The organism is Rhodanobacter sp. K2T2 (assembly GCF_013408815.1).
GTDB lineage: Bacteria > Pseudomonadota > Gammaproteobacteria > Xanthomonadales > Rhodanobacteraceae > Rhodanobacter.
Map to the genome: position 1 here is coordinate 726,180 of NZ_JACCCA010000001.1, position 25,510 is coordinate 751,689.

Sequence of the window (25,510 nt, forward strand, 5' to 3'; positions counted from 1 at the left end):
CGCACGAGGCGGCCTGTTCCGACAACGTGTGAGGCGATTGGCCGTCAGGCCGAGCGACGTTCGACCATCAGCTTCTTGATTTCCGCGATCGCCTTGGCCGGGTTCAGGCCCTTCGGGCAGGTGCGCGTGCAGTTCATGATGGTGTGGCAGCGGTAGAGCTTGAACGGGTCTTCCAGATCGTCCAGACGCTCGCCGGTGACTTCGTCGCGGCTGTCGACGATCCAGCGGTAGGCCTGCAGCAGGATCGCCGGGCCGAGGTATTTGTCGCCGTTCCACCAGTAGCTCGGACAGCTGGTCGAGCAGCAGGCGCACAGGATGCACTCGTACAGGCCGTCGATCTTCTTGCGCTCTTCCGGCGACTGCAGCCGCTCGCGATCGGGCGCCGGGCTCTGCGTGCGCAGCCACGGCTTGATCGAGGCGAACTGCGCGTAGAAGTGCGACAGATCGGGCACGAGATCCTTCACCACCGGCATATGCGGCAGCGGATAGATCTTGACGTCGCCGGCGGCGCAGTCGGCCGAGGCCATGGTGCAGGCCAGCGTGTTGGTGCCGTCGATGTTCATCGCGCACGAGCCGCAGATACCTTCGCGGCAGGAACGGCGCAGGGTCAGCGTGGGATCGATCTCGTTCTTGATCTTCAGCAGCGCGTCCAGAACCATCGGGCCGCACGATTCCATGTCGACTTCGTAACTGTCGATGCGCGGATTTTCGCCGTCGTCCGGCGACCAGCGATAGACGCGGAACGTGCGCGGCTTTTTCGCGTTCTTCGCCGGAAAATGCTTGCCGGGCTTGATCTTGGAATTTTTGGGTAGCGTGAACTCGGCCACGATTGCCTCACTTGGTTTTTGCGTTCGTCCTTGAACGCGAAGAGCAAAAAGCGGCTGTCCTTGGCCGCACTGTTCAATGATTTTTGCATTCGTCCTTGAACGCGAATAGCAAAAAGCGGCCATCCTTGGCCGCACTCTTCAATGCTTCAATACACGCGCTTCTTCGGTGGCACGACCTCGACCTCGTCGGTCATTGTGTACATGTGCACCGGGCGATAGTCGAAGCGGGTCTTGCCCGCGTCGTCCACCCAGACCAGCGTGTGCTTCTGCCACTCGTGATCGTCGCGGTCGGGGAAATCCTCGCGCGCATGCGCGCCGCGACTTTCCGGTCGCTGCAGGGCCGAATGCATGGTGGCCACCGACTGCGCCAGCAGGTTGGACAGCTCCAGCGTCTCGATCAGGTCGGAGTTGAAGACCATCGAGCGGTCGCTGACGCCGACATCGCTGAAAGAGTCGTAGACTTCGGAGATCTTCTGGCTGCCTTCGCTGAGCGTCTCGCCGGTGCGGAACACCGCCGCGTCTTTCTGCATGGTCGCCTGCATGGCCGCGCGGATCTTTGCCGTCGGCGTGCTGCCCTTGGCATGGCGCAGGTTGTCGAAGCGGGTGAGCGCCTTGTCCAGCACGCTGGCCGGCAGATCCTTGTGGGCAGCGCCCGGCTTGATGATCTCGGCGCACTTGTGCGCGACCGCGCGGCCGAACACGACCAGATCGAGCAGCGAGTTGGAGCCCAGACGGTTGGCGCCGTGCACCGACACGCAGGCCGCCTCGCCGATGGCGAAAAGGCCCGGCACCACGGCGTCGTTGTCGTCGCCCTTCTTGGTCACGACTTCGCCGTGATAGTTGGTCGGGATGCCGCCCATGTTGTAGTGCACGGTCGGCAGCACCGGGATCGGCTCCTTGGTGACGTCGACACCGGCAAAGATGCGCGCGCTTTCCGAAATGCCCGGCAGACGCTCGTTGATCACTTCCGGTCCGAGATGCATCAGGTTCAGATGGATATGATCCTTGTCCTTGCCGACGCCGCGGCCTTCGCGGATTTCGATCGTCATGGCGCGGCTGACCACGTCGCGCGAGGCCAGGTCCTTGGCGTTGGGCGCATAGCGCTCCATGAAGCGCTCGCCTTCGGAGTTGGTGAGATAACCGCCCTCACCGCGCACGCCCTCGGTAATCAGGCAGCCCGCGCCGTAGATGCCGGTGGGATGGAACTGCACGAACTCCATGTCCTGCAGCGGCAGACCCGCGCGCAGCACCATGCCGCCACCGTCACCGGTGCAGGTATGCGCCGAGGTGGCGCTGAAGTAGGCGCGACCGTAGCCGCCGGTCGCCATCACCACGGCCTGGCCGCGGAAGAAGTGCAGCGTGCCCTCATTCATGTCGAGTGCCAGCACACCGCGGCAGACGCCCTCGTCGTCGAAAATGAGATCGATGGCGAAGTATTCGATAAAAAAGGTGGCGTCGTGCGCCAGCGCCTGCTGATACAGCGTGTGCAGAATCGCGTGACCGGTACGGTCGGCCGCGGCACAGGTGCGCTGCGCGGTGCCCTTGCCGTAATGCGTGGTCATGCCGCCGAAGGGGCGCTGGTAGATCTTGCCCTCCTCGGTACGCGAGAACGGAACGCCGTAGTGTTCCAGCTCGATGATCGCGGGAATCGCCTCGCGGCACATGTACTCGATCGAGTCCTGGTCGCCGAGCCAGTCGGAGCCCTTGATCGTGTCGTAGAAGTGGAAGCGCCAGTCGTCCTCACCCATATTGCCGAGCGCGGCCGAGATGCCACCCTGCGCCGCGACCGTGTGCGAGCGTGTCGGAAACACCTTGGAGATGCAGGCCGCTTTCAGGCCTTTCTCGGCCAGGCCGAACGTGGCGCGCAGGCCGGCGCCGCCGGCGCCGACGACGATCACGTCATACTCATGCTGCTGGATCTTGTAGCTTTCCATCGAATCGTGGCTCCCGCGTCTCAGTGGGTCAGCGCAATGCGCAGCACGGCCAGCACGCTCGCAAGCGCGCCCAGGACCGCGAGAAACTTGATCAGCACCAGCGAAAGAACTTCCTTCCAGCGCGTGTGCACATAATCTTCAATGACGACCTGCAGGCCCAACACGGCGTGCCAGAACATGGTCACCAGCAGCAAGATCAGCAGCAGCGCATTCCACGGCTTGGCGACCGTGGCCAACGCCGTGGCGTAGTCCGCATGCAGCAGACCGAGCACCGTGATGACAAACCAGATCAGCAGCACGACCAGCGCTGCCGCCGTCACGCGCTGCGTCCACCAGTGACCGACGCCCGACTGGGACGAACCGAGGCCGCGAGCGACCTTCAACGGATTGCGTAAATCCTTGGCGGTCATACCGCACCTCCTGCCGTCAGCACATAAGCCCAAACCGCAGCCGTAAGTACGAGGCTCAGCACTACCGACAGCCAGCTCGAGCGAACGAACTGCGCAATCGCATAACCCGCGCCGGTGTCCTGCACCAGATGACGGATGCCGTTGCACAGATGATAGAAAAGCGCCCAGGTCCAGCCGACCAGCAGGATCTCGCCGACCGGATTGCCGATAATGTTCTTGAATTGATCGAAGCTCTCGCGACCGGCGGCCAGATGAAGCAGGCCTGCGACCACCAGCACGGTGCCCACCGCCAGCGCGATGCCTGTCGCGCGATGCAGGATGGAACTGACCATCTGCACTTGCCACTTGTAGATCTGAAGATGCGGAGAGAGCGGGCGTCGCGTATCTGCCATGGCGGCTATCCTAAAAATGGAATCGCTGATCCATGCCGACCTTGTCACTGCTGATTACGTGATTACGCAAGAACAGCGCCCTCACGTTCAATCAGAAGTCGATGCAGCGTCCGTTCTTTTCCCAGTCGCCGTAGCGCGTGGGGTCAAGAGCTGGCCGTGTCACCGGCGCTTCGTCCGGTACCGGTGTTTTGGTCACGATAGGCTGTTCCGCTGGGACGGAGGCAGGCTTTGACTCAGCTGGCGTAAAGGTGTCGGACATGATTGGGTTACCTCGCAAATCTTAATGCTTGCCGCACTGCCGCACAACTACGGGCCGCATCCTGCGTCAATTGCTACGTCCTGGCGCCACTCCCTTGTAGGCAAGAGCGCCTGCCCCAATCCAGAGTACAACCATGACGAAACTTTACCTCGCAGAAATCGTACTGATCGAAGGCCCCGACGCGATCGCGTTTGCGCAAGCCCAGTTCAGCAGCAACGTCACCGCGCTCGCCGTCGGGCGCTGGCAGTTCAGCGCATGGCTCGACCCAAAAGGACGGGTCAAGGCATTTTTCCATCTCGCTCGCCTATCCGACGATGGGCTGCTGCTGCTGTTGCGCGGCGGTTACGCCGCCGAACTCGTCGAGGCGCTGAAGCGTTTCATCTTTCGTTCGAAACTCACGCTGACCGCGCTAGCGCCTCGAAGTCTTTCGGCAGGTTCCGCACTGCCGCTGCACGAGGCTTTGCAAAGCGATCGGGAAAATCTTCTGCTGGGTTGCGATACGCACAGTTTGCGAATCTCTACCGAGAGCATCGGCGACAACGCATGGCGTCTTGCACAACTGCGAAACGGTTGGCCGTGGTTGCCGCCGTCGCTATTGAATGAACTGGTGGGGCCTGCGCTGTCTCTGCATCGGCTGCATGCCGTCGAAATCGACAAGGGCTGTTACCCGGGTCAGGAAATCGTCGCTCGCCTGCACTATCGCGGCGGCAACAAAAAGCATCTTCATCGCATCGAGATCACGTCGCCGGAACATTCTGCAGCATGCATCGCCGGCGACATATTGCTTGTCGGTGCGAATGAAAAAATCTGGCTGCTCGATGTGATTCACCACGACGCAGGCGTAGAAGCACTCGCGGTGATGAACGACGGTGTCCTTCCCGCAGCTGTCGATGGAACCATCGAGTGTTCTGACGATCGAACCCGCGTTCGTGTTCTCGAAACGTGGAGCGCTTGAACATTTTTCGATGCCGCGATGTCTTGCGAACATCCAAAATTCAAGGTGAACGAAAACGCGTGAAAATCGATTTCACCTTTGCCGGCACTTGCCATCGGAGAAATCCGCCACTACGCTCCGCCAACTCTTGAAAAGCGACGCCAAGAAATAGCGGCATCGAAATCACGCGACGAACCGGAAGAATCCGAATCGGCGCGACCCGACACTGAACCGTCGGATGGCATAACGCATCGCATCAGCGATTGCAGAGAAGTTGCAGGAAGCGCAGCGAAGAACGCAGGCGCACCGTTGGCAACATTCACCCCGTCGGCATCGAAACGCCGAACGGACGCCACAATCCCGTGGCAAAGCGCTCAACCGCTTGTTCAGGTTGAAGCGATTGATCCAGATGGAACGGCCCGCCAGCCCGTCCATCGCAATGGCGCGTTGAAGCAGACAGTCCGCTTCGACGCGTACAGCACGTTGGAGGCAGAACGACCCATGAAGTTATCAATGCTGTTGTGGCTGACATCTCTCATGCCACAGCCGGTTGCGGATCAGGCTTGCCTGGCCACGACCGTGTATTTGGAAGCGCGCAGTGAACCCGTCAATGGACAATTGGCCGTTGCCGAAGTCGCCATGCGACGACGCGATCGAGGCAGTTGGGGCGGCACTATTTGCCAGGTTGTCAGCGCACCGCACCAATTCGCCATCACCACGACGCCCGGCTCTTTCGACGTTTCCAATCTCGACGCTTTTCACAAGGCCTGGCAGGTCGCAGGAAAATCCATGCAGAACTGGCAGCTGCCGGTTGCGCAGCGAAAGATGCTGGTACCGCGAGCCGATCACTTTGCCACCGTGGCAGTCAATCCAGCCTGGTCGCGCAATCGTCACACGATCACCATCGGCGAACACGCTTTTTACGCCGTGAACTGATCGACAAAATTCAACCCATAAAAAAGCCCTCGAATGAGGGCTTTTTATTTGGACGTCTAGACGTCCATTCAATCAATATGTTTATTGCGGATAGACGTGACCGTCGCGAATCGAAACATACGCACCGGTAGGAACACGCGGATCTTCGCGCTGGGTCACGGTCGCGTACTGACCGTTATCCATGCGTACCACGATGCGCCAGGCCGTGCCGCCACCGCCGCCATCGCTGTTCTTGCCGATCTGGTTGCCGACAACGCCGCCACCGACCGCGCCCACGACGGTAGCCGCCGTGCGGCCGTCACCCTTGCCGATCGTACTGCCCAGCACGCCGCCGGCCACCGCACCGATCACTGCGCCCAGCGTGCCACCGTTGCTGTTGCCACCGCCCTGCACGTAAACCTGATCCACCTGCTGGACGACGCCGCAGTTCTGGCAGCGCGTGGTGTATGTGGTGTATCCGGGACGCTGCTGGTAGCCGCCGTACTGGGGCGTCGCGCAACCGGCCAGCGCGGCACCTGCCGCCATGACCAGGGCCAGAGGAAGCTGGAAGGAGCGTGATTTCGTGGGAGTCGTTTTCATGGTTGTCTTCACGGTTGTTGAGTCGGATTAGCGAGCGTCGGAAACAGCGGTAATGCCCTGCTGAACCATGACGCGATCGCCCGGATCGTGATCCATGCGAACGGTGCGGGTGACACCGTTGTAGACATAGTGAACATCGTAAGCCACCACCTTGCTGCTGGCGTTATCGACGGTGTCGCACTGGCGCTGCACGGTCTGCGTCACCTGACCCTGCTGATGGGCCGCCTCTATGCGGTTGCCCGCATAGCCACCGCCGACTGCGCCGGCCACCGTGGCAAGCGTGTTGCCACGACCGCCACCGACCATGTGACCGAGCAGGCCACCGGCCACGGCACCGATGGCGGTACCGGCGATGCGGTGCTCGTCGCGCGGCGGTGCGGTGTGCGTCACCACACGGTCATGGCAGACGCGCTGCGGATCGTTGATGGACTGACGCACCGGCTCCACACTCACCACCTGCGCATACTGCGGGCCGTTGTCGGGTGCCGGCGCGGCGGCCACGTTGCTGCCGTTGGACATCGCCGCCGCATCACTGGAGGTATCGGCCGCCGCATTGCGATTGCAGGCCGACAGCCCCAACGCAAGCGCGGCGGTGATGGCGATATTGAGTGTGTTGATCATCAGCCTGTTCATTGCTATCTCCCATGTTTGTTTGAGTAAATGGTCTGAAGTCAGGTAACGCCGAAGCAATTACTTGCGCCACTATTGAACGGTTATACAACTGAATCGGGGCTAGACCGGTTTAACTACATAATTTTCACGCAAGCGTAGCTTTTTGCATTGCCTTTCAGGTCGCCGAAAAATCATGCTCGAACTTGCCGACAGCCATGTCCACCTCGATGCCGACGCCTTTGCCGATGACCGCGATGCGGTGGTCGCTCGCGCCCTGGATGCAGGCGTCGCCACGATGGTGCTGCCTGCCGTCGATGCCGCCAGTTGGCCCGGCATAAGAACCTTGGCGGCGGCCAGCCATCACATCTATCCGGCCTATGGCCTGCATCCGATGTATCTGGCGAATCACAGACCTGCCCACCTCGATGCGCTCGCCGACTGGCTAGCCCACGACGAGACGGTGGCGGTGGGAGAAATCGGACTGGATTTTCATGTGGAAGGTCTCGACCCCCAGCTGCAGCGCGACTATTTTTCCCGCCAGCTGAAGCTGGCCCAGCAGTTCGACCTGCCCGTGATCGTGCATGCCCGCGCCGCGCTGGAGGAAATCATCCAGACTCTGCGCCGCTGTGCCGGACTGCGCGGCGTCGTGCACAGCTTTTCCGGCAGCGAGCAACAGGCGCAACAGCTGTGGCAGATGGGTTTTCACCTCGGCATCGGTGGGCCGATAACTTACGACCGCGCGCAGCGCCTGCGCCGTATCGTGGCGTCCATGCCGCTTGAATTCCTGTTGCTGGAAAGCGATGCGCCCGATCAACCGGACGCCGCGCACCGCGGCCAGCGCAACGAACCCGCGCGCATCGTCGAGGTACTGCGAAGCGTTGCCGCCCTGCGCACCGAAGCCGAGTCGGTGATCGCCGCAGCCACCTGCGACAACACGCGCCGCCTTTTCGACCTCGATCGCGCAAAGCGCTAAGAGCCTGTTCAAAGCCCCTAGCTCGCGCTGTCTCTCCATGGCAGCCAAGTCCATGGCAGCCAAGTGATCGTGCGTGGCATTGCGCTTGCCTGGCCGGCAAGTTGAACCGCGCGCTGCCGTCTGGCGGCCACGGCGAGGCAACCCGCGGGGCCGGGTCTGTTTGCCCCTCTTTCGGCGCCATCACCCGGTCGTGGAATGACGTCCATTCTCTCGTTTTTCCTTGGCCCGCGCGCCAACCGCCCCCGGCGCGGGCCAAGCGGAGACGTTGAACAGGCTCCAGAAGATTCTCGACCGACCGGCGGCCAGACGCTTGCGCAGCGGCCGCCGGATTGTTACCTTTTACTTCACCGATGAAATATAAGCTGGTGAAATGGCATCCCTGAGCAAATGTATCGGCATGATGGATGAAGGCATCGAGCGAACGATTCGGCTCATTCCGCAGCTACCGGCGGTCGAAGCCAAACTCAGTCGACTGATGCTGATGGTCAGCGGCAGTTTGAACGAGGAGCTGGAATTCGAGCTCAAGCCGTACAAGCTCAACCACAGCGAGTTTCTGACACTGATGTTTCTCTATAGCCGCCCCGACAGCAGCTCGACCCCCGGCGAGCTGTGCGAGTTCACCAAACAGGGCGCGACCAACATGACGCGCATCGGCAATACGCTGGTCAAGCGCGGCCTGGTCACCCGCGGCGGCAGCGACGACGACCGGCGCCGGGTGGTCATTCGCATCACGGCGACCGGCAAACGGCTGGTGCTGAAAATCGTGCCGCCGCTGTTCCCTCGCCTCGATGCGATGTTCCAGGGCTTCAGCGACACCGACAAGAAAAACCTCAGCCGACTACTGCGCAAGCTGGCACACAACCTCGATCAGGCAACCGGGGATTCCGACACGCATATCGGGACCATGAAGGCGACGAAATGAACACTGCTCTGGCAAGGCTTGCGACGATGAAACGCTCTCTTATCCATGGCGCGGCAGCGATGTCGCTGGCGCTGCTGCTGGGTGCCTGCGCCGCACCGGCCAAGCTCAGCCATCCCGTACTGCGCGACGACGTGCCGCTGGCCGGCCTGCAGGCGCCCACGAAGGACGGCTGGCCCGATGCGCAGTGGTGGCACGTCTACGGCGATCCGCAGCTGGATCGGCTGATCGCCCTGGCCATAAAGAATTCACCCGATCTCGAGCAGGCGCGCAGTCGCCTGCTCAACGCCCAGCAGTCGGTGCGACTGGCCGCAGCGCAGGCCGGCCTCAATATCAACGGCAGCGCACAGTTCGAGCGCCAGCGCATCAGCAAGAACGGCATCGTCAGCCTGTTGCCGGCGAACTTCACCATCGACCCCTGGTACAACCAGGCCGACCTCGGCCTGCAGGCGCAGTACACCTTCGACTGGTGGGGCAAGAAGCGCGCCAGCATCGAGGCCGCGCTGGATCAGGCGCACGCCGCCGAAGCCCAGCGCAGCGCCGCCGCACTGACCATCCAGAACGCGGTGGCCGACACCTATTTCGGCTGGCAAGGCGACGAAGCGCGGCTGGATTTGTCCAATCAGCTGGTCGCCGCACAGAACCGGTTCCTGCATATCGCCGAACTGCGCGTCGCGCGCGGCGTCGATCTGGAAGACACCGTACAGCAGGCCAAGGCCGACCTTGCCGCCGCACGAGAAATGAACGTCGCGCTGGCCGGTTCGGCCGCTATCCGCAAGGTGGCGCTGGCCGCCCTGCTCGGCATCGCGCCGGCCGATCTGCCGCCCTTGCAGGTCAAACCGCTGCCGGAAGTGGACAGCCGTGTTCCCGCCGATGCAAGGCTCGACCTGATCGCCCGGCGCCCGGATATCGCCGCGAGTCGCTGGCAGGTCGAGGCCGCCCTGAAGCAGACCGACGTGGCGCGCGCGCAGTTCTTTCCCGACCTCAGCATCAGCGCCATGGCAGGCCTGTCCAGCCTCGATCTGGGCAAGCTGCTGAGTGCCGACAGCCGCGCGTTTTCGCTGACGCCGGCGCTGCACCTGCCGATCTTCGAAGGCGGTCAGCTGCAGGCCAACTACGGCATCAGCAAGGCGCAGCTGGCCGGCGCGGTGGCCGGGTACAACAGCACCGTGATCGACGCCGCGCGTGACGTGGCCAACCAGGCACTTGCCGCACAGCAGATCGCTGCGCGACGCAAGGAGCAATCCGGCCAGATCGCCGCCAACGAACGCCTTGTCGCTACCGCCCAGGCGCGCCAGAACCAGGGCGTGCGCGATGCTCGCGAGAGCATCGGTGCCGCCGCGCAGCTGCTGCAGCAACGCGATGATGCAGTCAGCCTGCAGGCGCAGGCCGTATCCACCGACCTGGCCCTGATCAAGTCGCTCGGCGGCGGTTATCGCGCGTCCGGCGATCCGACCTCCTCTGCCACAACATCCACAACATCCACGACATCCCATTCGACCTCGTCCGGAGACGACGCCCATGAGCGCCACTGAGTCCGACCAGCCCCAGAACGCCGCGCCTGCCGACAGCAAGGACAGCGGCATGACGGCCAAGAATCCGGCCAAGCGGCGCAAGACGCTGTTGATCGTGCTGCTGATCTTTATCGCCGCCGGCGTGATCTGGCTGCTGCTGTGGCTGCTGGTGTTCTCCACCCGCGAAACCACCGACGATGCCTACGTCGGCGGCAATCAGGTGGCCATTTCCGCGCAGGTGCCCGGTACGGTCGTAGCGATTCTTGCCGACGATACCCAGCACGTCGAAGCCGGCCAGATTCTGGTCAAGCTGGACAACACGGACGCCAGCGTGCGCCTGGCTCAGGCCGAGGCGTCGCTGGCGGCGGCGGTGCGGCAGGTGCGACAGCAAACCGATTCGGCCAACGGCAGCGACGCCGCGGTGGCCGAACGCCTGGTGGAGCTGAAAAAAGCCGAGGCGGATCTCAAGCGCCGCCTGCCGCTGGTCGCGCAGCAGGCCGAAGCGCCGGAGACCATCCAGCATCTGCGCGATGCGATCGCCCAAGCCCGTGCCGCGCTGAATACCGCCCAGGCGCAGGCGTCGGCGCAGCACGCGTCGATTTCCGGCACCGATATCGCCAACAACCCGGCCGTGCTGCAGGCGCGCGCCAACTTCCGCGCGGCGTGGGTGGCTGCGCAGCGCAACGCCATCTATGCGCCGGTATCCGGCTACGTCGCCCAGCGCAGCGTGCAAGTGGGCAACAGCGTGCAGGCCGGCCAGCAGCTGATGACCGTGCTGCCGCTGCACAACCTGTGGATCGAAGCCAACTTCAAGGAAAGCCAGCTGCGCCACATCCGCATCGGCCAGCCCGCCAAGGTCGAGGCCGATATCTACGGCAGCAGCGTCGAGTATCACGGCAAGGTGATCGGCCTGGGCGCCGGCACGGGCAGCGTGTTCTCCCTGCTGCCGGCGCAGAACGCCACCGGCAACTGGATCAAGGTGGTGCAACGCGTGCCGGTACGCATCGCGCTGGACAATAACGAACTCGACAAGCATCCGCTGCGCATCGGCCTGTCCAGCGATGTCACCGTCGATATCACCGACGACAAGGGTCCGGTGCTGGCGCCGCAGGGCGAGCGCGAGCCGGTGGCGGAAACCACCGTCTACGAACAGATGGCCAGCAAGGCCGATGCCGCGGCCGACAAGGTGATCCAGGCCAACCTCGGTTCATCGGACAACGCCGGCAGCGACCGCCCGAACTGACGTCGAGTCCAGCACATGGCCGCCATTTCCTCCGAAGCGACACCCGCGGATGCCACGCCGCTGAAGCCCTTGCAGGGCGCGATGCTGGCGCTGATGACGGTGGCCGTTGCGTTCAGCACCTTTATGGAGGTGCTGGATACGACGATCGTCAACGTCGCCGTACCGCATATCGCCGGCAGCCTGGGCGTGAGCCCGAACGAGGGCACCTGGGCGATCAGCTCGTATTCGATGGCCAGCGCGATCATGCAGCCGCTGACCGGCTGGATCGCCAAGCGCTTTGGCGAGGTACGTACCTTTGTCGTGTCGGTCGGCCTGTTCGTGCTGTTTTCGATGATGTGCGGCCTGGTCACCAGCATGCCGATGCTGGTCGTCGCCCGCCTGCTGCAGGGCGCCGGTTCCGGTCCGATGGTGGCGCTGGCGCTGTCGCTGCTGCTGGCCAACTACCCTAAGAGCAAGCAGGGCATGGCGCTGGCGCTGTGGGCGATGACCGTGGTGATCGCGCCGGTGCTGGGGCCGATTCTCGGCGGCTGGCTCACCGACAATTATTCGTGGCCGTGGATTTTCTACATCAATGTACCGGTCGGCATCATGGCGGCCGTGTCGACCTGGTTCCTGCTGCGCAAGCGCGAATCGAAAATGGTCTACGCGCCGATCGACATGATCGGGCTGGTGTTGCTGGTGCTGGGCATCGGCTGCCTGCAGTTCATGCTGGACAACGGCAACGACAAGGACTGGTTCTCCTCGCCGCTGATTCTGGTGCTTGGTCTGGTCGCGCTGGTGAGCCTGGTTTTTCTGGTCGTGTGGGAGCTCAACGCCAAGTACCCGGTGATCGACCTGTCGCTGTTCAAGCAGCGCAATTTCACCATCGGCGTCATCGCGATGTCGCTGGGCATGCTGGCGTTCTTTGCCATCAACGTGGTGTCGCCGCTGTGGCTGCAGACCACGCTGGGATATACCGCCAGCTGGTCGGGCCTGACCAGCGCCTGGGTCGGCGTGCTGGCATTCCTTTTTTCCCCACTGGTAGGCAGTCTGCTGGGCAAGTTCGATCTGCGCGCGATGATCTCCACAGCCTTTGTGATTCTGGCCGGCTGTTCTTACTGGCTGTCGACTTTCGACAGCAGCGTGTCCTACATCAACATGGTGTGGCCACGTCTGGTCATGGGCATCGGCATTCCGTTGTTCTTCATTCCGCTGAACCAGATCTATCTCTCCGGCCTGCCACCGGAACAGGTGGCCAGCGCCTCGGGTCTGGCCAACTTTTTCCGTACGCTGGGCGCCAGCGTCTCCACCGCCATTACCGTCACGCTGTGGCAGCACCGCACCGAGTTCCACCACGCCTCGCTGACCGAAAACGTTACCGCCGGAACGCCGGCGGCCAGCGCCTTTCTGCAACAGCTTCAAGGTGTGGGACTGGCCGGCAAGCAGGGACTGAGCGTGGTGGAACAGCTGCTCAGCAAGGAAGCAGCGACCCTGGCGGTCAACGACGTTTTCTGGGGTTGCAGCATCACCTTCGTGCTGCTGATTCCGTTGCTGTGGCTGGCCCGGCCGCCGTTCGGCAATGCCGCGGCCAAGGGAGTGCATTGAGCTTGCCGCCTACAATTGCTGCAACGAAGCGCCTGCAGCAATTTTTCTATTCGATCACTGGTGCGGCGCAATACCTTCTGCTAGCTTGTGCGGCATGGCACAAACCAAACGCATCATCAAGAAGTATCCGAACCGACGTCTTTACGACACGGAGATCTCCAGCTACATCACGCTGGAAGAGGTCCGTCAGCTGGTATTGGATAACGAGGACTTCGAAGTACGCGACGCCAAGTCCGGTGAGGATCTCACGCGCTCGGTGCTGCTGCAGATCATCTCCGAGAACGAGGGCGATGGCCAGCCGATGCTGTCTCCGCAGCTGCTCAGCCAGATCATCCGTTTTTATGGCGATTCACTGCAGGGCTTTATGGGGCCTTATCTGGAGCGCAGCCTGCAGGTGTTTCTCGATCAGCAGACCCAGTTCCGCAGCCAGCTCAACAGCCTTATGGGTCAGACGCCCTGGACCATGCTGAACGACCTGACCGAACGCAACATGGATGCGTGGAAAGCGATGCAGCGAGGCTTTATGGATACGGCCGCGCAGGTTGTTCAGCCACCCGCCGGACGCGGTGGCAAAAAAACGGGCTGAGCCAGGCATCGGCATCGGCCTCGGGCGAATGGCGTCCTAACGCTGCATTTGACCTTTTCCTTTTTCTTCATCCGCTGCAGCACAACATGTGCTGCTAAGCGGCATGAGCCTGACTATGTTGGTGAAGTGCATGGGTGCATCGGCGGCTCGCAAGCGCACAGCAGTGGTTACTGGTGGCATCGGTGGTCTGGGAACGGAAATCTGCCGCCATCTGGCGCAGGCCGGGCGTCAGGTAATTGCGGTTGACCTCACCGCCTCCGCAGAACGTCTGAGCCAATTTGAACAAGAGGTCGGCGACTTCCGTGACGCCGTCCGTTTCGAGTCGGTCGACGTCACCGAGTTCGATAGCTGTAAGCAGCTTATTTCGCGCATTGAATCGCAAACCGGCGGTGTCGACGTGCTGGTCAACGCGGCCGGCATCACGCGCGACGCCAGCCTGCGCAAGATGACGCCCGAGCAGTGGCATCAGCTGATGCAGGTGAACCTCGACGGCGTATTCAACATGTGCCGCAACGTGATCGAAGGCATGATCGAGCGCGAGTTCGGCCGCATCATCAATATCAGCTCGGTGAACGGCCAGACCGGGCAATTCGGGCAGACCAACTACTCCGCGGCCAAGGCCGGCGTGCACGGCTTCAGCATGGCGCTGGCGCGCGAGACGGCGAGCAAGGGCATCACGGTGAACACCGTGTCGCCGGGCTACTGCGACACACGAATGGTCGCTGCCGTGGCCCCCGAGGTTCGCGAGCAGATCATTGCCGGGATTCCGGTGGGACGACTGGGCACGCCCGGCGACATCGCCCGCGCCGTGAGCTTTTTCAACAGCGACGACAACGGCTATATCACCGGCGCCAACCTGCCGGTCAACGGTGGCTATTTCATGAGCTTCTAGTGTCGCAGCCCGCGCCACGATCGGCCGACGTGACTATGCTTTAGCGCACGGCTCGGCCGTCCGCCGACAAGCGCGACGGGTCGCTTTACTCTCTCTGGAAGCCGCATGGCGAAGCAACCCATCACCCTCATTGGCGGCGGCCTGGTCGGCGCGCTGCTGGCGCAGCAGCTCGCCCAGCGCGGCTTTGCGGTCGAGGTGTACGAGAAATATCCCGATCCGCGCCTTATCGGTTTTTCCGGCGGTCGCTCGATCAACCTGGCCCTGGCAGAACGCGGCCTGCAGGCGCTGCGCACAGCGGGGCTTGCCGACGATGTATTGCGTCATGCGGTGATGATGCGTGGGCGCATGGTGCACGGCCGCGACGGCAGCACCAGCTTGCAGCGCTACGGCGTCGACGACAGCGAAGTGATCTGGTCGGTATCGCGCGGCACCTTGAACACTCTGCTGCTGGATGCGGCCGAAGCCGCCGGCGCGCGCATTCATTTCGGCCAGTCGCCGCACGGTATCGACTTCGATCGGCAGCAGATGCTGGTTACCGATGCGGCCGGAACCACTCGCCGCGTGCCGTTCGGCATGCTGATCGGCGCCGATGGCGCCGGCTCGGGCGTGCGCGCCGCGATGAACGCCTACGCGCCGCTGGGCGAACGCGTGGAATCGCTGGGGCACGGCTACAAGGAGCTGGAGATTCCGCCAGTCGACGAACTGCCCGCCTCTCTCGTACGCGGCAGCGGCGCCTACGGTCAGTTTGCGATCGAGCCGCATGCGCTGCATATCTGGCCGCGCGGGGGCTATATGTGCATTGCGCTGCCGAATACCGAAGGCAGCTTCACCGTGACGCTGTTCCTGCCCAACGACGGCAGCTCGCCCAGCTTTGCCGGATTGCCAGACGCGGCCACCGCCGCGGCCTTTTTCCGCGAAGATTTCCCCGGCCTGCTGCCGCTGATCCCCCAATTTGTCGAAGACTACGACGGCCACCCGGTCGGCACGCTGTCGACGCTTTATCTGGATCGCTGGCACCTCGACGGCCGCGCCCTGCTGATCGGCGACGCAGCCCATGCCATCGTGCCGTTTCACGGCCAGGGCATGAACTGCGGTTTCGAGGACACCGTGGTGCTGACCGATCTGCTGGCCGAAGCACCGAACGACAGCGCCGACGTGTTCGCCGAATTCCAGCGCATCCGCCAGCCCGATGCCAACGCCATTGCCACCATGGCGCTGGAAAATTACGTCGAGATGCGCGACTCGGTCGCCGATGCGCACTACCTGGCCAAGCGCGAACTCGGCGTGCTGCTGGCCGAGCGCGCGCCCGGGCACTACATGGCCCGCTATCGCATGGTCACCTTCACCCACCTGCCCTACGCCTATGCGCTCGAACGCGGGCGCGCGCAGGACGCGCTGCTGGATGACCTGTTGCACGAATCCAACGATGTCGCCAGCGTCGACCTCGACGCGGCGGTCGCCCTGCTGAAAGCCAGACTGCCGCCGCTGCCGCCGCTGCGCCATGGATGAAACGTTGCTGCAAGCCTACCGCGACACCGAATATCTGGTGTGCCTGGATACCGTCGAATGGGCGTGCATCAGGGTCGACCAGGCTCTGCCTGCGTCGTTGCGACGGATGGTGGACGTCAGCGCGTGGGGATTTATCACGGCATGGAATCCGCTCTCCGAAGCGCGCGCGCTGGCGGACAACCTCGCCGCCCAGCGCGCGCTACGCGCCGATCTTCAAATCATCCCTGACGCATCGATGTTTGCCGCCATCGGGATCGGCCGCGGCGGCTGGCACGAGCCAAGCCTGTTCGTGATCGGAGCGGATCAACCGAGCCTCGACGTACTGGGTCGCCGCTACCGCCAGCACGCCTATGTTCACGGTACGGGTGCGGAACCGGCCCGTTTGCGCATCCTGTCGAACTGACAGCGCACCGCATGGACAAGCGCCTCGCGCATTGCGCACAATCGAGCGGATGAGCGCCGCCCTTACTGCCGTACCCGACCACGTGATCCTGCTCGAAACGCGGGCGCTGGGCTTTTATCGGCAGGACGAACCGGTATTCGCCTCGTTGAATTTCCGGCTGCGCGCGGGCGAACTCGGCCTGATCGAAGGCGATAACGGCAGCGGCAAAACCACGCTGATGCGTATCCTCGCCGGCTTGCTGCACGTCGATGAAGGCGAGCTCTACTGGCGTGGCCAGCCGCTGCAGCGCGAGCACTGCCTGGGCGAGGTGCTTTTTCTCGGCCACCAGCTTGGGCTGAAGGCCGACCTCAGCCCGTCGGAAAATCTGCAGGTGGCGGTGGGCCTGCATGGCTACCGGGCGCAGACAACCCTTTCCGCGGCGCTCGCCGAGGTTGGCCTGAGCGGCTACGAGGACGAGCCGGTACGACGGCTCTCCGCCGGCCAGAAAAAGCGCGCTGCTCTGGCGCGACTGGTGCTGCTTCCCGCGAAGCTGTGGCTGCTGGATGAACCCTACGCCAACCTCGATCGCACCGGCATCGCGCTGGTCAATCGGCTGCTGGAAGAGCACCTCGCGCGCGACGGCGCGGCGCTGGTCACCAGCCACGGCACGGTGAGTTTTCACGGCGGCGAACCGCAGCGCATCCGGATGCACGCGTGAGCACCCGGACATGAGCCGGCCGGGACTGACCACCGCCTGCGCGGCCATGCTGCGGCGCGACCTCACGCTGGCCTGGCGCCGACGCGGCGATATCGCGATGCCGGTGCTGTATGCGCTGATCGTTACGATGCTATTTCCGTTTGCACTGGGGCCGGAAGACACGCTGCTGGAACGAATCGCCGGCGGCGTCGTGCTGGTCACCATCCTGCTGGCAATGCTGCTGGCGCTGGACACGATGTTTTCCAGCGATATCGAGGACGGTTCGCTGGAACAGCTGGTGCTGGCGCCGCAGCCGCTGGCACTCATGCTGGCGATGAAGATTCTTGCCCATTGGCTGACGACGGCGCTGCCGCTCATCGTTATTTCGCCGCTGCTCGCCGGCATGCTGCACCTGCCCACGTCGGTGATGCCGGTGCTGATGCTGGCCTTGCTGCTGTCGACGCCGATGCTGAGCCTGCTCGGCGCGATTCTGGTCGCGCTGACGGCCGGCACGCGGCGGTCTGGTATGCTGCTGGCCCTTATGTTGCTGCCGCTGTGCGTACCGGTCGTGATCTTCGCCGCGGGTGCCGTGGCGGCATCCCAGCAAGGGTTGCCATGGCTGGCACCCATCGCCTGGCTGGGCGCGGCACTGGTGCTGTTGCTGGTGCTGGCGCCGCTCGCCTGTGCGGCCGCTCTTCGTATTGCTCTGGACGCTTGAAACGATGTCCAAGTGGATTCCACTGTGGCTGCATAAACTGAGTTCGCCGCCGACGTTCTACCGCTTCGCGGGCGCACTGCGGCCGTGGCTGCTTGCGCTGGCGTTACTGACCGGCGCGATCGCGCTTTACGGTGGCCTGGTGCTGGCACCGGCGGATTACCAGCAGGGCGATGCGTATCGGATCATCTTCATCCACGTTCCCAGCGCCTGGATGAGCCTGTTCATCTACGGCGTGATGGGCTTTGCCGCCTTTCTCGCCCTAGTCTGGCGGATCAAGCTGGCCGAAGTGGTAGCGATGACATCGGCACCGATCGGCGCGGCCTTTACCTTCATCACCCTGGTCACCGGCTCGCTCTGGGGCAAGCCGATGTGGGGCACGTGGTGGACCTGGGATGCGCGGCTGACGTCGGAGCTGGTGCTGCTGTTTCTGTATCTGGGCGTGATCGGGCTGTATCACGCGTTCGAGGATCGCCGGCAGGGCGCACGCGCCGCGGCGTTTCTCGCGCTGATCGGCATTATCAACGTGCCGATCGTGCATTTCTCGGTGAACTGGTGGAATACCTTGCATCAGGGTTCGACGATCCGCCTGCTCGGCCCGTCGACCATCGCGCCGGGCATGCTGTGGCCGCTGCTGACGATGATGCTAGCGACGAAATTCTATTACCTCGCCAGCCTGTTTGGCCGCGTGCGCACCGACCTGCTCGACCTGGAAAGCGGCAAGGACTGGGTGCGCACCATTGCCACCGGGAGCACGCTCCAGTGAATGGCGGTTCGCTGCAGCATTTTTTCGCCATGGGCGGCTACGCCGGCTATCTGTGGCCGGCGTACGCGGTGTTTTTCATCGTGCTGTTAGCCGACTTTTTCGCACCGCTTCTGCGCCGCCGCCGGCTGCTGCGCGAACTGCGCGCGCGGCTGGGACGCAAGGCCGCACGTCAGTCGCGTCAGGCACCCACTCCGACGGAACCGGCGTGATGCTGGCCCGTCAACGAACGCTGTAAGAGTTTTCATGAACCCCACACGCAAACGCCGACTTATCGTGGTTTTACTCGTCGTTGCCGCAGCCACCGTCGCGGTCGGTCTGGGCGTGTTCGCCCTGCAGCAAAATATGAATTACCTGTTTACCCCGAGCCAGGTTCAGTCCGGCGCCGCATCGAACCATAAAACGTTCCGCCTCGGCGGCATGGTCAAGGCCGGCTCGATTCAGCGCAGCAAGACCTCGCTGCTAGCCACCTTCACCGTGGTCGACGCCGACGGCGCCATGCCGGTGGAATACACCGGCATCCTGCCCGACCTCTTCCGCGACAACCAGTCGGTGATTGCGACCGGGCACATGGACAACGCTCACTTCGTGGCGACCGAAGTGCTGGCCAAGCACGACGAAACCTATATGCCGAAAGAGCTGAAAGACGCCATGGCGAAGGCGCACAAGGACAAACCGATGCAGGAAGGCAGTGACGCGGGCGGCTCACCATGACGCCGGAACTGGGCCAGATCGCGCTGATCCTCGCGCTGCTGCTGGCGCTGGCGCAGAGCATTCTGCCGATCGTCGGCGCCTGGAAAAACAACGGCGCGATGATGGCAGTCGCGCGTCCGGCCGCCTTCGGCCAGGGCTTTTTCGTGGTGATGGCGTTTGTGCTGCTGGTCTGGGCGTTTCTGCATTTCGATTTTTCGGTGCAGTACGTCGCCGACAATTCCAACCTGGCGCTGCCCTGGTATTACCGCATCACCGCGGTGTGGGGTGCGCACGAGGGTTCGATGCTGCTGTGGATCTTCATCCTCAATGTGTGGACGCTGGCGCTGGCGTTCTTCAGCCGTCAGCTGCCGGAGGCCTTTGCGGCGCGCGTGCTCGGCGTGCTCGGCATCATCTCGGTCGGGTTTCTCGCCTTTATCCTGTTCACCTCCGATCCGTTTGGACGGCTGATCCCGATGCCGCCCGACGGCGGCGATCTGAATCCGGTGCTGCAGGATCCGGGCATGACATTTCATCCGCCCGTGATTTACATGGGCTATGTGGGTTTCTCGGTCGCCTTCGCGTTCTCCATCGCCGCGCTGCTGGGTGGCGAGCTGGAACAGGCCTGGGTGCGCTGGGCGCGGCCGTGGACGAATATCGCCTGGGCGTTTCTCACCTGCGGCATCGTTGCCGGCAGCTGGTGGGCGTATGCGGAACTGGGCTGGGGCGGCTGGTGGTTCTGGGATCCGGTGGAAAACGCCAGCTTTATGCCATGGCTCGTCGGCACCGCACTGATTCACGCCCAGGCGGTGACCGAGAAGCGCGGCTCGCTGCGTGCGTGGACCATCCTGCTATCGATCTTCGCGTTTTCGCTGTCGCTGCTGGGAACGTTTCTGGTGCGTTCGGGCGTGCTGACTTCGGTGCATTCGTTTGCGTCCGATCCGCGCCGCGGCCTGTTCATCCTGTGCTTTCTGATCTTCGTCGTCGGTGGCTCGCTGCTGCTGTATGCGCTGCGCGCGCCCAAGGTCGCCGGCGGCAAACCCTTCGCCGTGGTGTCGCGCGAAAGCGCGATCCTGGTCGGTAATCTCATGTTTACCGTGGCGGCGGCCATGGTGCTGCTGGGCACGCTGTTTCCGCTGATCGGCGACGCGCTGAACCTGGGCAAGATCTCGGTAGGACCGCCCTACTTCGGCCTGCTGTTTCCGCTGCTGATGCTGCCTATCGTGCTGCTGTTGCCGTTCGGTCCGTACCTGCGCTGGGGCAAAGGCGAACCGCAGATTCTGAAACGGGTGATGCTGCGCGCGCTGCTTGCCGCTATGGCTTGCGCCATCGTGGCGGCGTTTTTTGTCGACGGCAAACTCAAGGCGATCGCCGGCGTCGCTGCGGCAGCGTGGGTTGCGGTCGGCGTACTGCTTTACATCGTCAAGCGCTGGCGCGAGATGCCGCGCGGCCGGCGTTATCCCGCTGAAATGGCCGGCATGCTGTTCGCCCATGCGGGCGTGGCGATTTTCCTGATCGGCGTGCTGCTGTCCGAATCGCTCAGCGCGACCAGCGACGTGCGCATGGCGCCGGGCGAAACCAAAACGATCGGCGGCTATGACTTCCGCTTTGACGGCGTGCGCGAAACGCAGGGGCCGAACTGGCGCGCCGACCAGGGCACGGTCACTGTCACCCGCAATGGCAAACCTGTAGCCGTGATGCAGCCGCAGAAGCGCACCTATACGCGCGAGCAGATCCAGACCGAATCGGCGATCGATCCCGGCGTTACCCGCGATCTTTACGTCGCGCTGGGCGAGCCGATGGACAAACAGCATATCGACGGCGCCTGGGCGCTGCGCCTGTACTACAAGCCGTTCATCCGCTGGCTGTGGTTCGGCGGCCTGATGATGATGCTGGGCGGCTTCGTCAGCGCCTGCGATCGGCGCTTCCGCGTGCGACGTACTGCCATCGTCGACGTAGCCGAGCCGATGCACGCCTCGGTGCTGGCGGAAAACCGCACATGAGTCGCCTGATTCCTTTTATCGGCTTTCTGCTGCTGGCTGGCCTGCTGGGTTTCGGCATCTGGTGGAATACCGGGCACGACCAGACCGCCATCCCCTCACCGCTGATCAACAAGCCGGCGCCCGATTTCAAGCTGCCGCTGCTGTACGAGCCGACGCAGACCGCGACGCGGGAATCACTGCTGGGCAAGCCCTACCTGCTCAACGTGTTCGCCAGCTGGTGTATCGAATGCGGCGTCGAGCATCCGGTGCTGCAGGCGGCGGCGCCGACGCTGGGCGTGGCACTGGTCGGCTACAACTACAAGGACGCGCCGGACGATGCGAAGGCATGGCTGGCCACGCACGGCAATCCGTACTCGCTGCTGATGGCCGACACCAGCGGCCAGACCGCGATCGACTTCGGCGTTTACGCGGCGCCGGAGAGTTTTCTGGTCGATGCGCATGGTGTAATCCGCTACAAGCATATCGGCCCGATCACGCCTGAGGTGCTGGACAATGAGCTGAAGCCGGCGATCGCCGCGCTGCCGCAGGAGCCGCGCTGATGCGTGCGCTACGCCCCCTACTTCTGGCGACGCTGCTGCTGTGCGCTGGTGCCGCCCTCGCCCAGGCGATCGAACCGCTGCCGTTCAAGGATCACGCCGAGGAAGTGCGCTATCAGCATCTCACTGCGCAGCTGCGCTGCCCGATGTGCCAGAACGAAACGCTGGCCGACTCCAACGCCCCGATCGCGCGCGATCTGCGCAACCAGATTTTCCAGCTGATGCAGCATGGCCAGACCGATGCGCAGATCAAGCAGTACCTGGTCGATCGCTATTCGGAGTTCGTGCTGTACGACCCGCCGGTCGCGCGCAATACCTGGCTGCTGTGGTTCGGGCCGCTGCTGATTCTGCTGGTCGGTGCCGCCGCCGTGATCGCCACCATTCGCAAACGCAGCCGCGCGCTGACGCCGACCACTTCCACGGCAACCCATACCGCGCTCGATGAAGGGGACGACTGGTGAAACTGGCTTTTGTCGTTACCGTTGTGCTGATGGTTCTCGTCGCCATCGGCGTGGTGGTGGTACCCCTGCTTCGCCGCGGCCGCCAGCAAGGGCGCCCGCGCAGCGTGTTTGTGGTGGCTTTGCTGGTGATCGTCGCGGTACCGCTGATCACGCTCGGCCTGTACCTGAAAATCGGCACACCGGCCACGCTCGATGGCGTCGCCAAGCAGCCGCCGGCGATAAATATCGACCAGGCGCTGGCCGATCTGCGTGCGCATCTGGCGCAGCAGCCGGACGATCTGCAAGGCTGGCTGCTGCTGGCGCAAACCACTACGGCCATGCATCAGCCGTCCGCCAGTCGCGACGCCTACGACCATGTGCTGAAGCTCGATGCGGGAAATACGGACGCGATGGTCGGCTGGGCCGAAGCCGATGCGATGCTGCAACCGACGCACATGATCGACGAGCGGGCGCGCCAGCTGCTGAAACAGGCGGTCGACAAGCAGCCGGACAATCAGCGCGGCCTGTGGCTGCTGGGCATCGGCCAGTTCCAACAAAACCAGTTCGCCGACGCCGCTGCCACCTGGCGCCAACTGCAGCCCCTGCTGCAGCCGGGCAGCGCGGTGGCCAACGCCGTTGCCGATCAGATCAAAGCCGCCGATGCGCGCAGTGGCGACATGTCGGCCCAGGCGCCGAATGCCGCCGCACAAGTGACAAGTACTGACAAGCCCCACGGTCCGGCGTTGCGGGTCAAAGTCCAGCTAGCGCCGGCGCTGAGCGCGCGCGTCGGCCGTGGCGACACGCTCTTCATCTACGCGCGCGCGCCCAATGGGCCGCCGATGCCGCTGGCCGTTACACGGATGGATGCCGACACGCTGCCGGTCAGCGTCACGCTGACCGACGCGATGGCGATGACGCCGGAGCGTTCGCTTTCGTCGGTATCCAAGGTTTTTGTCGGGGCGCGCATCAGCCACAGCGGTCAGGCACTCGCCCATCCCGGCGATCTCGAAGGCGATGCCGGCGTGGTCGCGGTCGATGCCACGGGGCCGATACATATCACCATCGACAAGGTGCACTGATGGGCGACGCCCGCCAGTACTTCGCACTGCCTTCGCCGTTCGCCATGAAGCGCGGCGGCGAGCTGCACGGCGCCCACGTCGCCTTTGAAACCTGGGGGACGCTCAACGCAGCGCGCGACAACGCCGTGCTGATTCTCACCGGCCTGTCGCCAAGCGCGCACGCCGCCTCCAATGCCCACGACGATTCACCCGGCTGGTGGGAGGCGATGCTGGGCGACGGCAAGGCCATCGACACCTCGCGCTGGTTCGTCATCTGCGTGAACTCGCTCGGTAGCGACAAGGGCTCCACCTGCCCCGCATCGATCGATCCCGCCACCGGCGAAGCCTATCGATTGAGGTTTCCCGACCTCTCGCTGGAAGACGTGGCCAACGCGGCGCATGCCGCCGTCAGCAGCCTCGGCATCGCGCAGCTGGCCTGCCTGATCGGCTGCTCGATGGGCGGCATGAGCGCACTGGCGTACATGCTGCTGCATCCCGGCAGCGCCAGAAGCCATATCAGCGTCGACACCGCCCCCCAAGCGCAGCCGTTCGCGATAGCCATACGCTCGCTGCAGCGCGAGGCGATCCGCCTCGATCCGAACTGGAAGGAAGGCAACTACGATATCCAGGGAAGGATGAGTGCCGCGAGCGCCCCAAAAGGGGGCACCCAAAAAGCCGGCGCAGGATGCGCAGGAGCGGCCGATATTCACGTGGCGGAAGGCGGCACCTATCCCGACATCGGCATGAGCATCGCGCGCAAGCTTGGCGTGATCACCTATCGGTCCGCGATGGAATGGAACGGCCGCTTCGCGCGCATCCGGCTCGACCCCGAACAGCGCGACGACGATCCCTTCGGCCGCGAATTCCAGGTCGAGTCGTACCTCGAAGGCCATGCGCAGCGCTTCGTGCGCACTTTCGACCCCAACAGTTATCTTTATCTCTCGCGCGCCAGCGACTGGTTCGACATGGCCGAATACGGCCACGGCAGCGTGCACGAAGGGCTCAAGCGCATCCAGATCGAGCGTGCGATGGTGATCGGCGTCAGCACCGACATCCTGTTCCCGCTGCAGCAGCAGGAGCAGATCGCCGAAGGTCTTGAGGCGGCCGGCGCCGACGTGGAATTTGTGGCGCTGAACTCGCCGCAGGGCCACGATGCGTTTCTGGTCGATATCGAAAACTACAGCAGGGCGATCGGCGGATTTCTGAGTCGAATCTCGTCGCATGCTGAAGCCGCGCACAAAGGCCATGCAGAATATTGACGTCGATCAGGCCTTTGACGACTTCATCACTTATAATTGGAACAACGCTACGTCTTGCGTATCACCCGATTTACGGAGCCCGCCATGCTCACCCTCGACTTCCCCGGTAGCCGCACGCTGATCGATACCATTGATGAGGCGATGAGCAAGGATTCCACGCCGGCCATTACCGACAGCCTGCGCAACGGCCTGTGCAAGCTGATCCGCAGCAACGAGGTCAAGCTTCCGGCCTGCGTGTTCGAGGCCAACGAAGGGCACTACGCGCGACGCGAACTCTACTGCAGCGAAGACCACGGCTACTGCGTGGTGGCGATGACGTGGGGTCCCGGCCAGGGCACCCTGATCCACGATCACGACGGCATGTGGTGCGTCGAAGGCGTGTGGAACGGCGCACTCGAAGTGGTGCAGTACGAGCGCATGGAAAACGAGGAAGCGCGTTATCACTTCCGTCCGGTCGGCTCGATCCAGGCCGGCCCGGGTTCGGCCGGCAGCCTGATTCCGCCGCACGAATACCACACCATTCGCAATCCCAGCGACGCCGACATTGCGGTGAGCCTGCACATCTACTCCGGCCGCATGACGCGCTGCGCCGTGTTTCAGCCGTTGCCCGACGACGGCTGGTACCACCGCGACGAACGCCAGCTGGGGCTCGACCAAGTCCACTGATCCCGGCATAATGCAACGCTGATCTGCCGGTGTGGCGGAATGGTAGACGCGGCGGACTCAAAATCCGCTGGCAGCGATGTCGTGTAGGTTCGAGTCCTATCACCGGTACCAGATCAGGGTTTCAAGCAGTACCAGCGAGACCCATGAAACATCCCTAAGCCCGCATAACAGCGGGCTTTTTCATGTCTGAAGGGTCTA

General features: G+C 63.4%; 29 protein-coding genes and 1 tRNA gene. 23 read left to right on the forward strand and 7 right to left on the reverse strand.

The window, feature by feature from the left end:
* Positions 1–44: 44 nt before the first annotated feature.
* From HDE78_RS03190 to HDE78_RS21215, 5 genes are all read right to left on the reverse strand, one after another.
* On the reverse strand, positions 45–827 hold the full coding sequence (locus tag HDE78_RS03190) for a succinate dehydrogenase iron-sulfur subunit (RefSeq protein ID WP_179477040.1): 783 nt from the start codon (positions 825–827) through the stop codon (positions 45–47).
* A 146-nt stretch (positions 828–973) separates the two neighbouring features.
* Positions 974–2,761, reverse strand: coding sequence for a succinate dehydrogenase flavoprotein subunit (gene sdhA, locus HDE78_RS03195; protein ID WP_179477041.1), 1,788 nt, complete (start codon positions 2,759–2,761; stop codon positions 974–976).
* A 20-nt stretch (positions 2,762–2,781) separates the two neighbouring features.
* Positions 2,782–3,171: a succinate dehydrogenase, hydrophobic membrane anchor protein gene (gene sdhD / locus HDE78_RS03200; protein ID WP_179477042.1), complete on the reverse strand. Its 390-nt coding sequence runs from the start codon at positions 3,169–3,171 to the stop codon at positions 2,782–2,784.
* A complete protein-coding gene (gene sdhC, locus HDE78_RS03205) occupies positions 3,168–3,563 on the reverse strand; it encodes a succinate dehydrogenase, cytochrome b556 subunit (protein WP_179477043.1) in 396 nt (131 codons plus the stop codon). Before sdhC ends, sdhD begins: the two co-directional genes overlap by 4 nt.
* A gap of 91 nt (positions 3,564–3,654) precedes the next feature.
* On the reverse strand, positions 3,655–3,759 hold the full coding sequence (locus HDE78_RS21215) for a DUF1674 domain-containing protein (RefSeq protein WP_343205645.1): 105 nt from the start codon (positions 3,757–3,759) through the stop codon (positions 3,655–3,657).
* Between the two features lie 196 nt (positions 3,760–3,955).
* On the opposite strand from HDE78_RS21215, the gene HDE78_RS03215 reads away from it, so the two are divergent.
* Together HDE78_RS03215 and HDE78_RS03220 are read left to right on the forward strand one after the other, a co-directional pair.
* Positions 3,956–4,777, forward strand: a complete 822-nt coding sequence (locus HDE78_RS03215) for a folate-binding protein (RefSeq protein ID WP_179477045.1) — start codon at positions 3,956–3,958, stop codon at positions 4,775–4,777.
* Between the two features lie 492 nt (positions 4,778–5,269).
* On the forward strand, positions 5,270–5,692 hold the full coding sequence (locus HDE78_RS03220; RefSeq protein ID WP_179477134.1) for a cell wall hydrolase: 423 nt from the start codon (positions 5,270–5,272) through the stop codon (positions 5,690–5,692).
* An 81-nt stretch (positions 5,693–5,773) separates the two neighbouring features.
* Here HDE78_RS03220 and HDE78_RS03225 read toward each other — a convergent pair whose 3' ends face one another.
* Positions 5,774–6,271: a glycine zipper 2TM domain-containing protein gene (locus HDE78_RS03225; protein ID WP_255457572.1), complete on the reverse strand. Its 498-nt coding sequence runs from the start codon at positions 6,269–6,271 to the stop codon at positions 5,774–5,776.
* A 27-nt stretch (positions 6,272–6,298) separates the two neighbouring features.
* A complete protein-coding gene (locus HDE78_RS03230; RefSeq protein ID WP_179477046.1) occupies positions 6,299–6,904 on the reverse strand; it encodes a glycine zipper 2TM domain-containing protein in 606 nt (201 codons plus the stop codon).
* A 172-nt stretch (positions 6,905–7,076) separates the two neighbouring features.
* On the opposite strand from HDE78_RS03230, the gene HDE78_RS03235 reads away from it, so the two are divergent.
* The 21 genes from HDE78_RS03235 (at position 7,077) to HDE78_RS03335 (ending at position 25,423) form a co-directional block, all read left to right on the forward strand.
* Positions 7,077–7,856: a TatD family hydrolase gene (locus tag HDE78_RS03235; RefSeq protein WP_179477047.1), complete on the forward strand. Its 780-nt coding sequence runs from the start codon at positions 7,077–7,079 to the stop codon at positions 7,854–7,856.
* A 370-nt stretch (positions 7,857–8,226) separates the two neighbouring features.
* The gene (locus tag HDE78_RS03240) at positions 8,227–8,778 is read left to right on the forward strand and encodes a MarR family transcriptional regulator (protein WP_179477048.1); all 552 of its coding nucleotides are present in this window, start codon (positions 8,227–8,229) and stop codon (positions 8,776–8,778) included.
* A 26-nt stretch (positions 8,779–8,804) separates the two neighbouring features.
* Positions 8,805–10,310 (forward strand): efflux transporter outer membrane subunit, encoded by a 1,506-nt coding sequence (locus HDE78_RS03245; RefSeq protein ID WP_179477049.1) that lies wholly within the window; start codon positions 8,805–8,807, stop codon positions 10,308–10,310.
* Complete coding sequence (locus HDE78_RS03250) at positions 10,297–11,532, forward strand: HlyD family efflux transporter periplasmic adaptor subunit (RefSeq protein WP_179477050.1); 1,236 nt, start codon at positions 10,297–10,299, stop codon at positions 11,530–11,532. Before HDE78_RS03245 ends, HDE78_RS03250 begins: the two co-directional genes overlap by 14 nt.
* A gap of 15 nt (positions 11,533–11,547) precedes the next feature.
* The gene (locus HDE78_RS03255; protein WP_179477051.1) at positions 11,548–13,116 is read left to right on the forward strand and encodes a DHA2 family efflux MFS transporter permease subunit; all 1,569 of its coding nucleotides are present in this window, start codon (positions 11,548–11,550) and stop codon (positions 13,114–13,116) included.
* 94 nt (positions 13,117–13,210) lie between these two features.
* A complete protein-coding gene (gene phaR, locus HDE78_RS03260; RefSeq protein WP_179477052.1) occupies positions 13,211–13,702 on the forward strand; it encodes a polyhydroxyalkanoate synthesis repressor PhaR in 492 nt (163 codons plus the stop codon).
* Positions 13,703–13,832: 130 nt separating this feature from the next.
* Positions 13,833–14,594: an acetoacetyl-CoA reductase gene (phbB, locus tag HDE78_RS03265; RefSeq protein ID WP_179477136.1), complete on the forward strand. Its 762-nt coding sequence runs from the start codon at positions 13,833–13,835 to the stop codon at positions 14,592–14,594.
* Positions 14,595–14,699: 105 nt separating this feature from the next.
* Positions 14,700–16,103 (forward strand): NAD(P)/FAD-dependent oxidoreductase, encoded by a 1,404-nt coding sequence (locus HDE78_RS03270; RefSeq protein ID WP_179477053.1) that lies wholly within the window; start codon positions 14,700–14,702, stop codon positions 16,101–16,103.
* Positions 16,096–16,506, forward strand: coding sequence for a DUF3293 domain-containing protein (locus HDE78_RS03275; RefSeq protein WP_179477054.1), 411 nt, complete (start codon positions 16,096–16,098; stop codon positions 16,504–16,506). The genes HDE78_RS03270 and HDE78_RS03275 overlap by 8 nt, the downstream gene beginning before the upstream one ends.
* 49 nt (positions 16,507–16,555) lie before the next feature.
* On the forward strand, positions 16,556–17,203 hold the full coding sequence (ccmA, locus tag HDE78_RS03280; protein ID WP_179477055.1) for a cytochrome c biogenesis heme-transporting ATPase CcmA: 648 nt from the start codon (positions 16,556–16,558) through the stop codon (positions 17,201–17,203).
* A gap of 10 nt (positions 17,204–17,213) precedes the next feature.
* Complete coding sequence (gene ccmB, locus HDE78_RS03285) at positions 17,214–17,900, forward strand: heme exporter protein CcmB (RefSeq protein ID WP_179477056.1); 687 nt, start codon at positions 17,214–17,216, stop codon at positions 17,898–17,900.
* Between the two features lie 4 nt (positions 17,901–17,904).
* Complete coding sequence (locus tag HDE78_RS03290; protein ID WP_179477057.1) at positions 17,905–18,663, forward strand: heme ABC transporter permease; 759 nt, start codon at positions 17,905–17,907, stop codon at positions 18,661–18,663.
* Positions 18,664–18,674: 11 nt separating this feature from the next.
* Positions 18,675–18,872, forward strand: coding sequence for a heme exporter protein CcmD (gene ccmD / locus HDE78_RS03295; RefSeq protein ID WP_179477137.1), 198 nt, complete (start codon positions 18,675–18,677; stop codon positions 18,870–18,872).
* A gap of 34 nt (positions 18,873–18,906) precedes the next feature.
* On the forward strand, positions 18,907–19,374 hold the full coding sequence (gene ccmE / locus HDE78_RS03300) for a cytochrome c maturation protein CcmE (RefSeq protein WP_179477058.1): 468 nt from the start codon (positions 18,907–18,909) through the stop codon (positions 19,372–19,374).
* On the forward strand, positions 19,371–21,353 hold the full coding sequence (locus HDE78_RS03305; protein WP_179477059.1) for a heme lyase CcmF/NrfE family subunit: 1,983 nt from the start codon (positions 19,371–19,373) through the stop codon (positions 21,351–21,353). Before ccmE ends, HDE78_RS03305 begins: the two co-directional genes overlap by 4 nt.
* Entirely contained in the window at positions 21,350–21,892 is a 543-nt protein-coding gene (locus HDE78_RS03310) for a DsbE family thiol:disulfide interchange protein (RefSeq protein WP_179477060.1), read from the forward strand. The genes HDE78_RS03305 and HDE78_RS03310 overlap by 4 nt, the downstream gene beginning before the upstream one ends.
* Complete coding sequence (locus HDE78_RS03315) at positions 21,892–22,350, forward strand: cytochrome c-type biogenesis protein (RefSeq protein ID WP_179477061.1); 459 nt, start codon at positions 21,892–21,894, stop codon at positions 22,348–22,350. Before HDE78_RS03310 ends, HDE78_RS03315 begins: the two co-directional genes overlap by 1 nt.
* Entirely contained in the window at positions 22,347–23,408 is a 1,062-nt protein-coding gene (locus HDE78_RS03320) for a hypothetical protein (protein WP_179477062.1), read from the forward strand. The genes HDE78_RS03315 and HDE78_RS03320 overlap by 4 nt, the downstream gene beginning before the upstream one ends.
* Positions 23,408–24,646: an alpha/beta fold hydrolase gene (locus HDE78_RS03325; RefSeq protein WP_179477063.1), complete on the forward strand. Its 1,239-nt coding sequence runs from the start codon at positions 23,408–23,410 to the stop codon at positions 24,644–24,646. Before HDE78_RS03320 ends, HDE78_RS03325 begins: the two co-directional genes overlap by 1 nt.
* An 84-nt stretch (positions 24,647–24,730) precedes the next feature.
* Positions 24,731–25,312: a cysteine dioxygenase family protein gene (locus HDE78_RS03330; protein WP_179477064.1), complete on the forward strand. Its 582-nt coding sequence runs from the start codon at positions 24,731–24,733 to the stop codon at positions 25,310–25,312.
* Between the two features lie 25 nt (positions 25,313–25,337).
* Positions 25,338–25,423 (forward strand) — tRNA-Leu (locus tag HDE78_RS03335).
* The last annotated feature ends 87 nt before the right edge of the window (positions 25,424–25,510 follow it).

Coding starts and splice junctions, on each gene's coding strand:
- ccmA (WP_179477055.1), top strand. CDS start 16,556: ATGAGCGCCGCCCTTACTGCCGTACCCGACCACGTGATCCTGCTCGAA.
- HDE78_RS03235 (WP_179477047.1), top strand. CDS start 7,077: ATGCTCGAACTTGCCGACAGCCATGTCCACCTCGATGCCGACGCCTTT.
- HDE78_RS03330 (WP_179477064.1), top strand. CDS start 24,731: ATGCTCACCCTCGACTTCCCCGGTAGCCGCACGCTGATCGATACCATT.
- phbB (WP_179477136.1), top strand. CDS start 13,833: ATGGGTGCATCGGCGGCTCGCAAGCGCACAGCAGTGGTTACTGGTGGC.
- ccmE (WP_179477058.1), top strand. CDS start 18,907: ATGAACCCCACACGCAAACGCCGACTTATCGTGGTTTTACTCGTCGTT.
- HDE78_RS03225 (WP_255457572.1), bottom strand. CDS start 6,271: ATGAAAACGACTCCCACGAAATCACGCTCCTTCCAGCTTCCTCTGGCC.
- HDE78_RS03270 (WP_179477053.1), top strand. CDS start 14,700: ATGGCGAAGCAACCCATCACCCTCATTGGCGGCGGCCTGGTCGGCGCG.
- sdhC (WP_179477043.1), bottom strand. CDS start 3,563: ATGGCAGATACGCGACGCCCGCTCTCTCCGCATCTTCAGATCTACAAG.
- HDE78_RS03315 (WP_179477061.1), top strand. CDS start 21,892: ATGCGTGCGCTACGCCCCCTACTTCTGGCGACGCTGCTGCTGTGCGCT.
- HDE78_RS03250 (WP_179477050.1), top strand. CDS start 10,297: ATGAGCGCCACTGAGTCCGACCAGCCCCAGAACGCCGCGCCTGCCGAC.
- HDE78_RS03220 (WP_179477134.1), top strand. CDS start 5,270: ATGCTGTTGTGGCTGACATCTCTCATGCCACAGCCGGTTGCGGATCAG.
- HDE78_RS03230 (WP_179477046.1), bottom strand. CDS start 6,904: ATGAACAGGCTGATGATCAACACACTCAATATCGCCATCACCGCCGCG.
- HDE78_RS03290 (WP_179477057.1), top strand. CDS start 17,905: ATGTCCAAGTGGATTCCACTGTGGCTGCATAAACTGAGTTCGCCGCCG.
- sdhA (WP_179477041.1), bottom strand. CDS start 2,761: ATGGAAAGCTACAAGATCCAGCAGCATGAGTATGACGTGATCGTCGTC.
- sdhD (WP_179477042.1), bottom strand. CDS start 3,171: ATGACCGCCAAGGATTTACGCAATCCGTTGAAGGTCGCTCGCGGCCTC.
- ccmB (WP_179477056.1), top strand. CDS start 17,214: ATGAGCCGGCCGGGACTGACCACCGCCTGCGCGGCCATGCTGCGGCGC.
- HDE78_RS03275 (WP_179477054.1), top strand. CDS start 16,096: ATGGATGAAACGTTGCTGCAAGCCTACCGCGACACCGAATATCTGGTG.
- HDE78_RS03245 (WP_179477049.1), top strand. CDS start 8,805: ATGAAACGCTCTCTTATCCATGGCGCGGCAGCGATGTCGCTGGCGCTG.
- HDE78_RS03240 (WP_179477048.1), top strand. CDS start 8,227: ATGGCATCCCTGAGCAAATGTATCGGCATGATGGATGAAGGCATCGAG.
- HDE78_RS03325 (WP_179477063.1), top strand. CDS start 23,408: ATGGGCGACGCCCGCCAGTACTTCGCACTGCCTTCGCCGTTCGCCATG.
- HDE78_RS03310 (WP_179477060.1), top strand. CDS start 21,350: ATGAGTCGCCTGATTCCTTTTATCGGCTTTCTGCTGCTGGCTGGCCTG.
- HDE78_RS03305 (WP_179477059.1), top strand. CDS start 19,371: ATGACGCCGGAACTGGGCCAGATCGCGCTGATCCTCGCGCTGCTGCTG.
- phaR (WP_179477052.1), top strand. CDS start 13,211: ATGGCACAAACCAAACGCATCATCAAGAAGTATCCGAACCGACGTCTT.
- HDE78_RS03215 (WP_179477045.1), top strand. CDS start 3,956: ATGACGAAACTTTACCTCGCAGAAATCGTACTGATCGAAGGCCCCGAC.
- HDE78_RS03255 (WP_179477051.1), top strand. CDS start 11,548: ATGGCCGCCATTTCCTCCGAAGCGACACCCGCGGATGCCACGCCGCTG.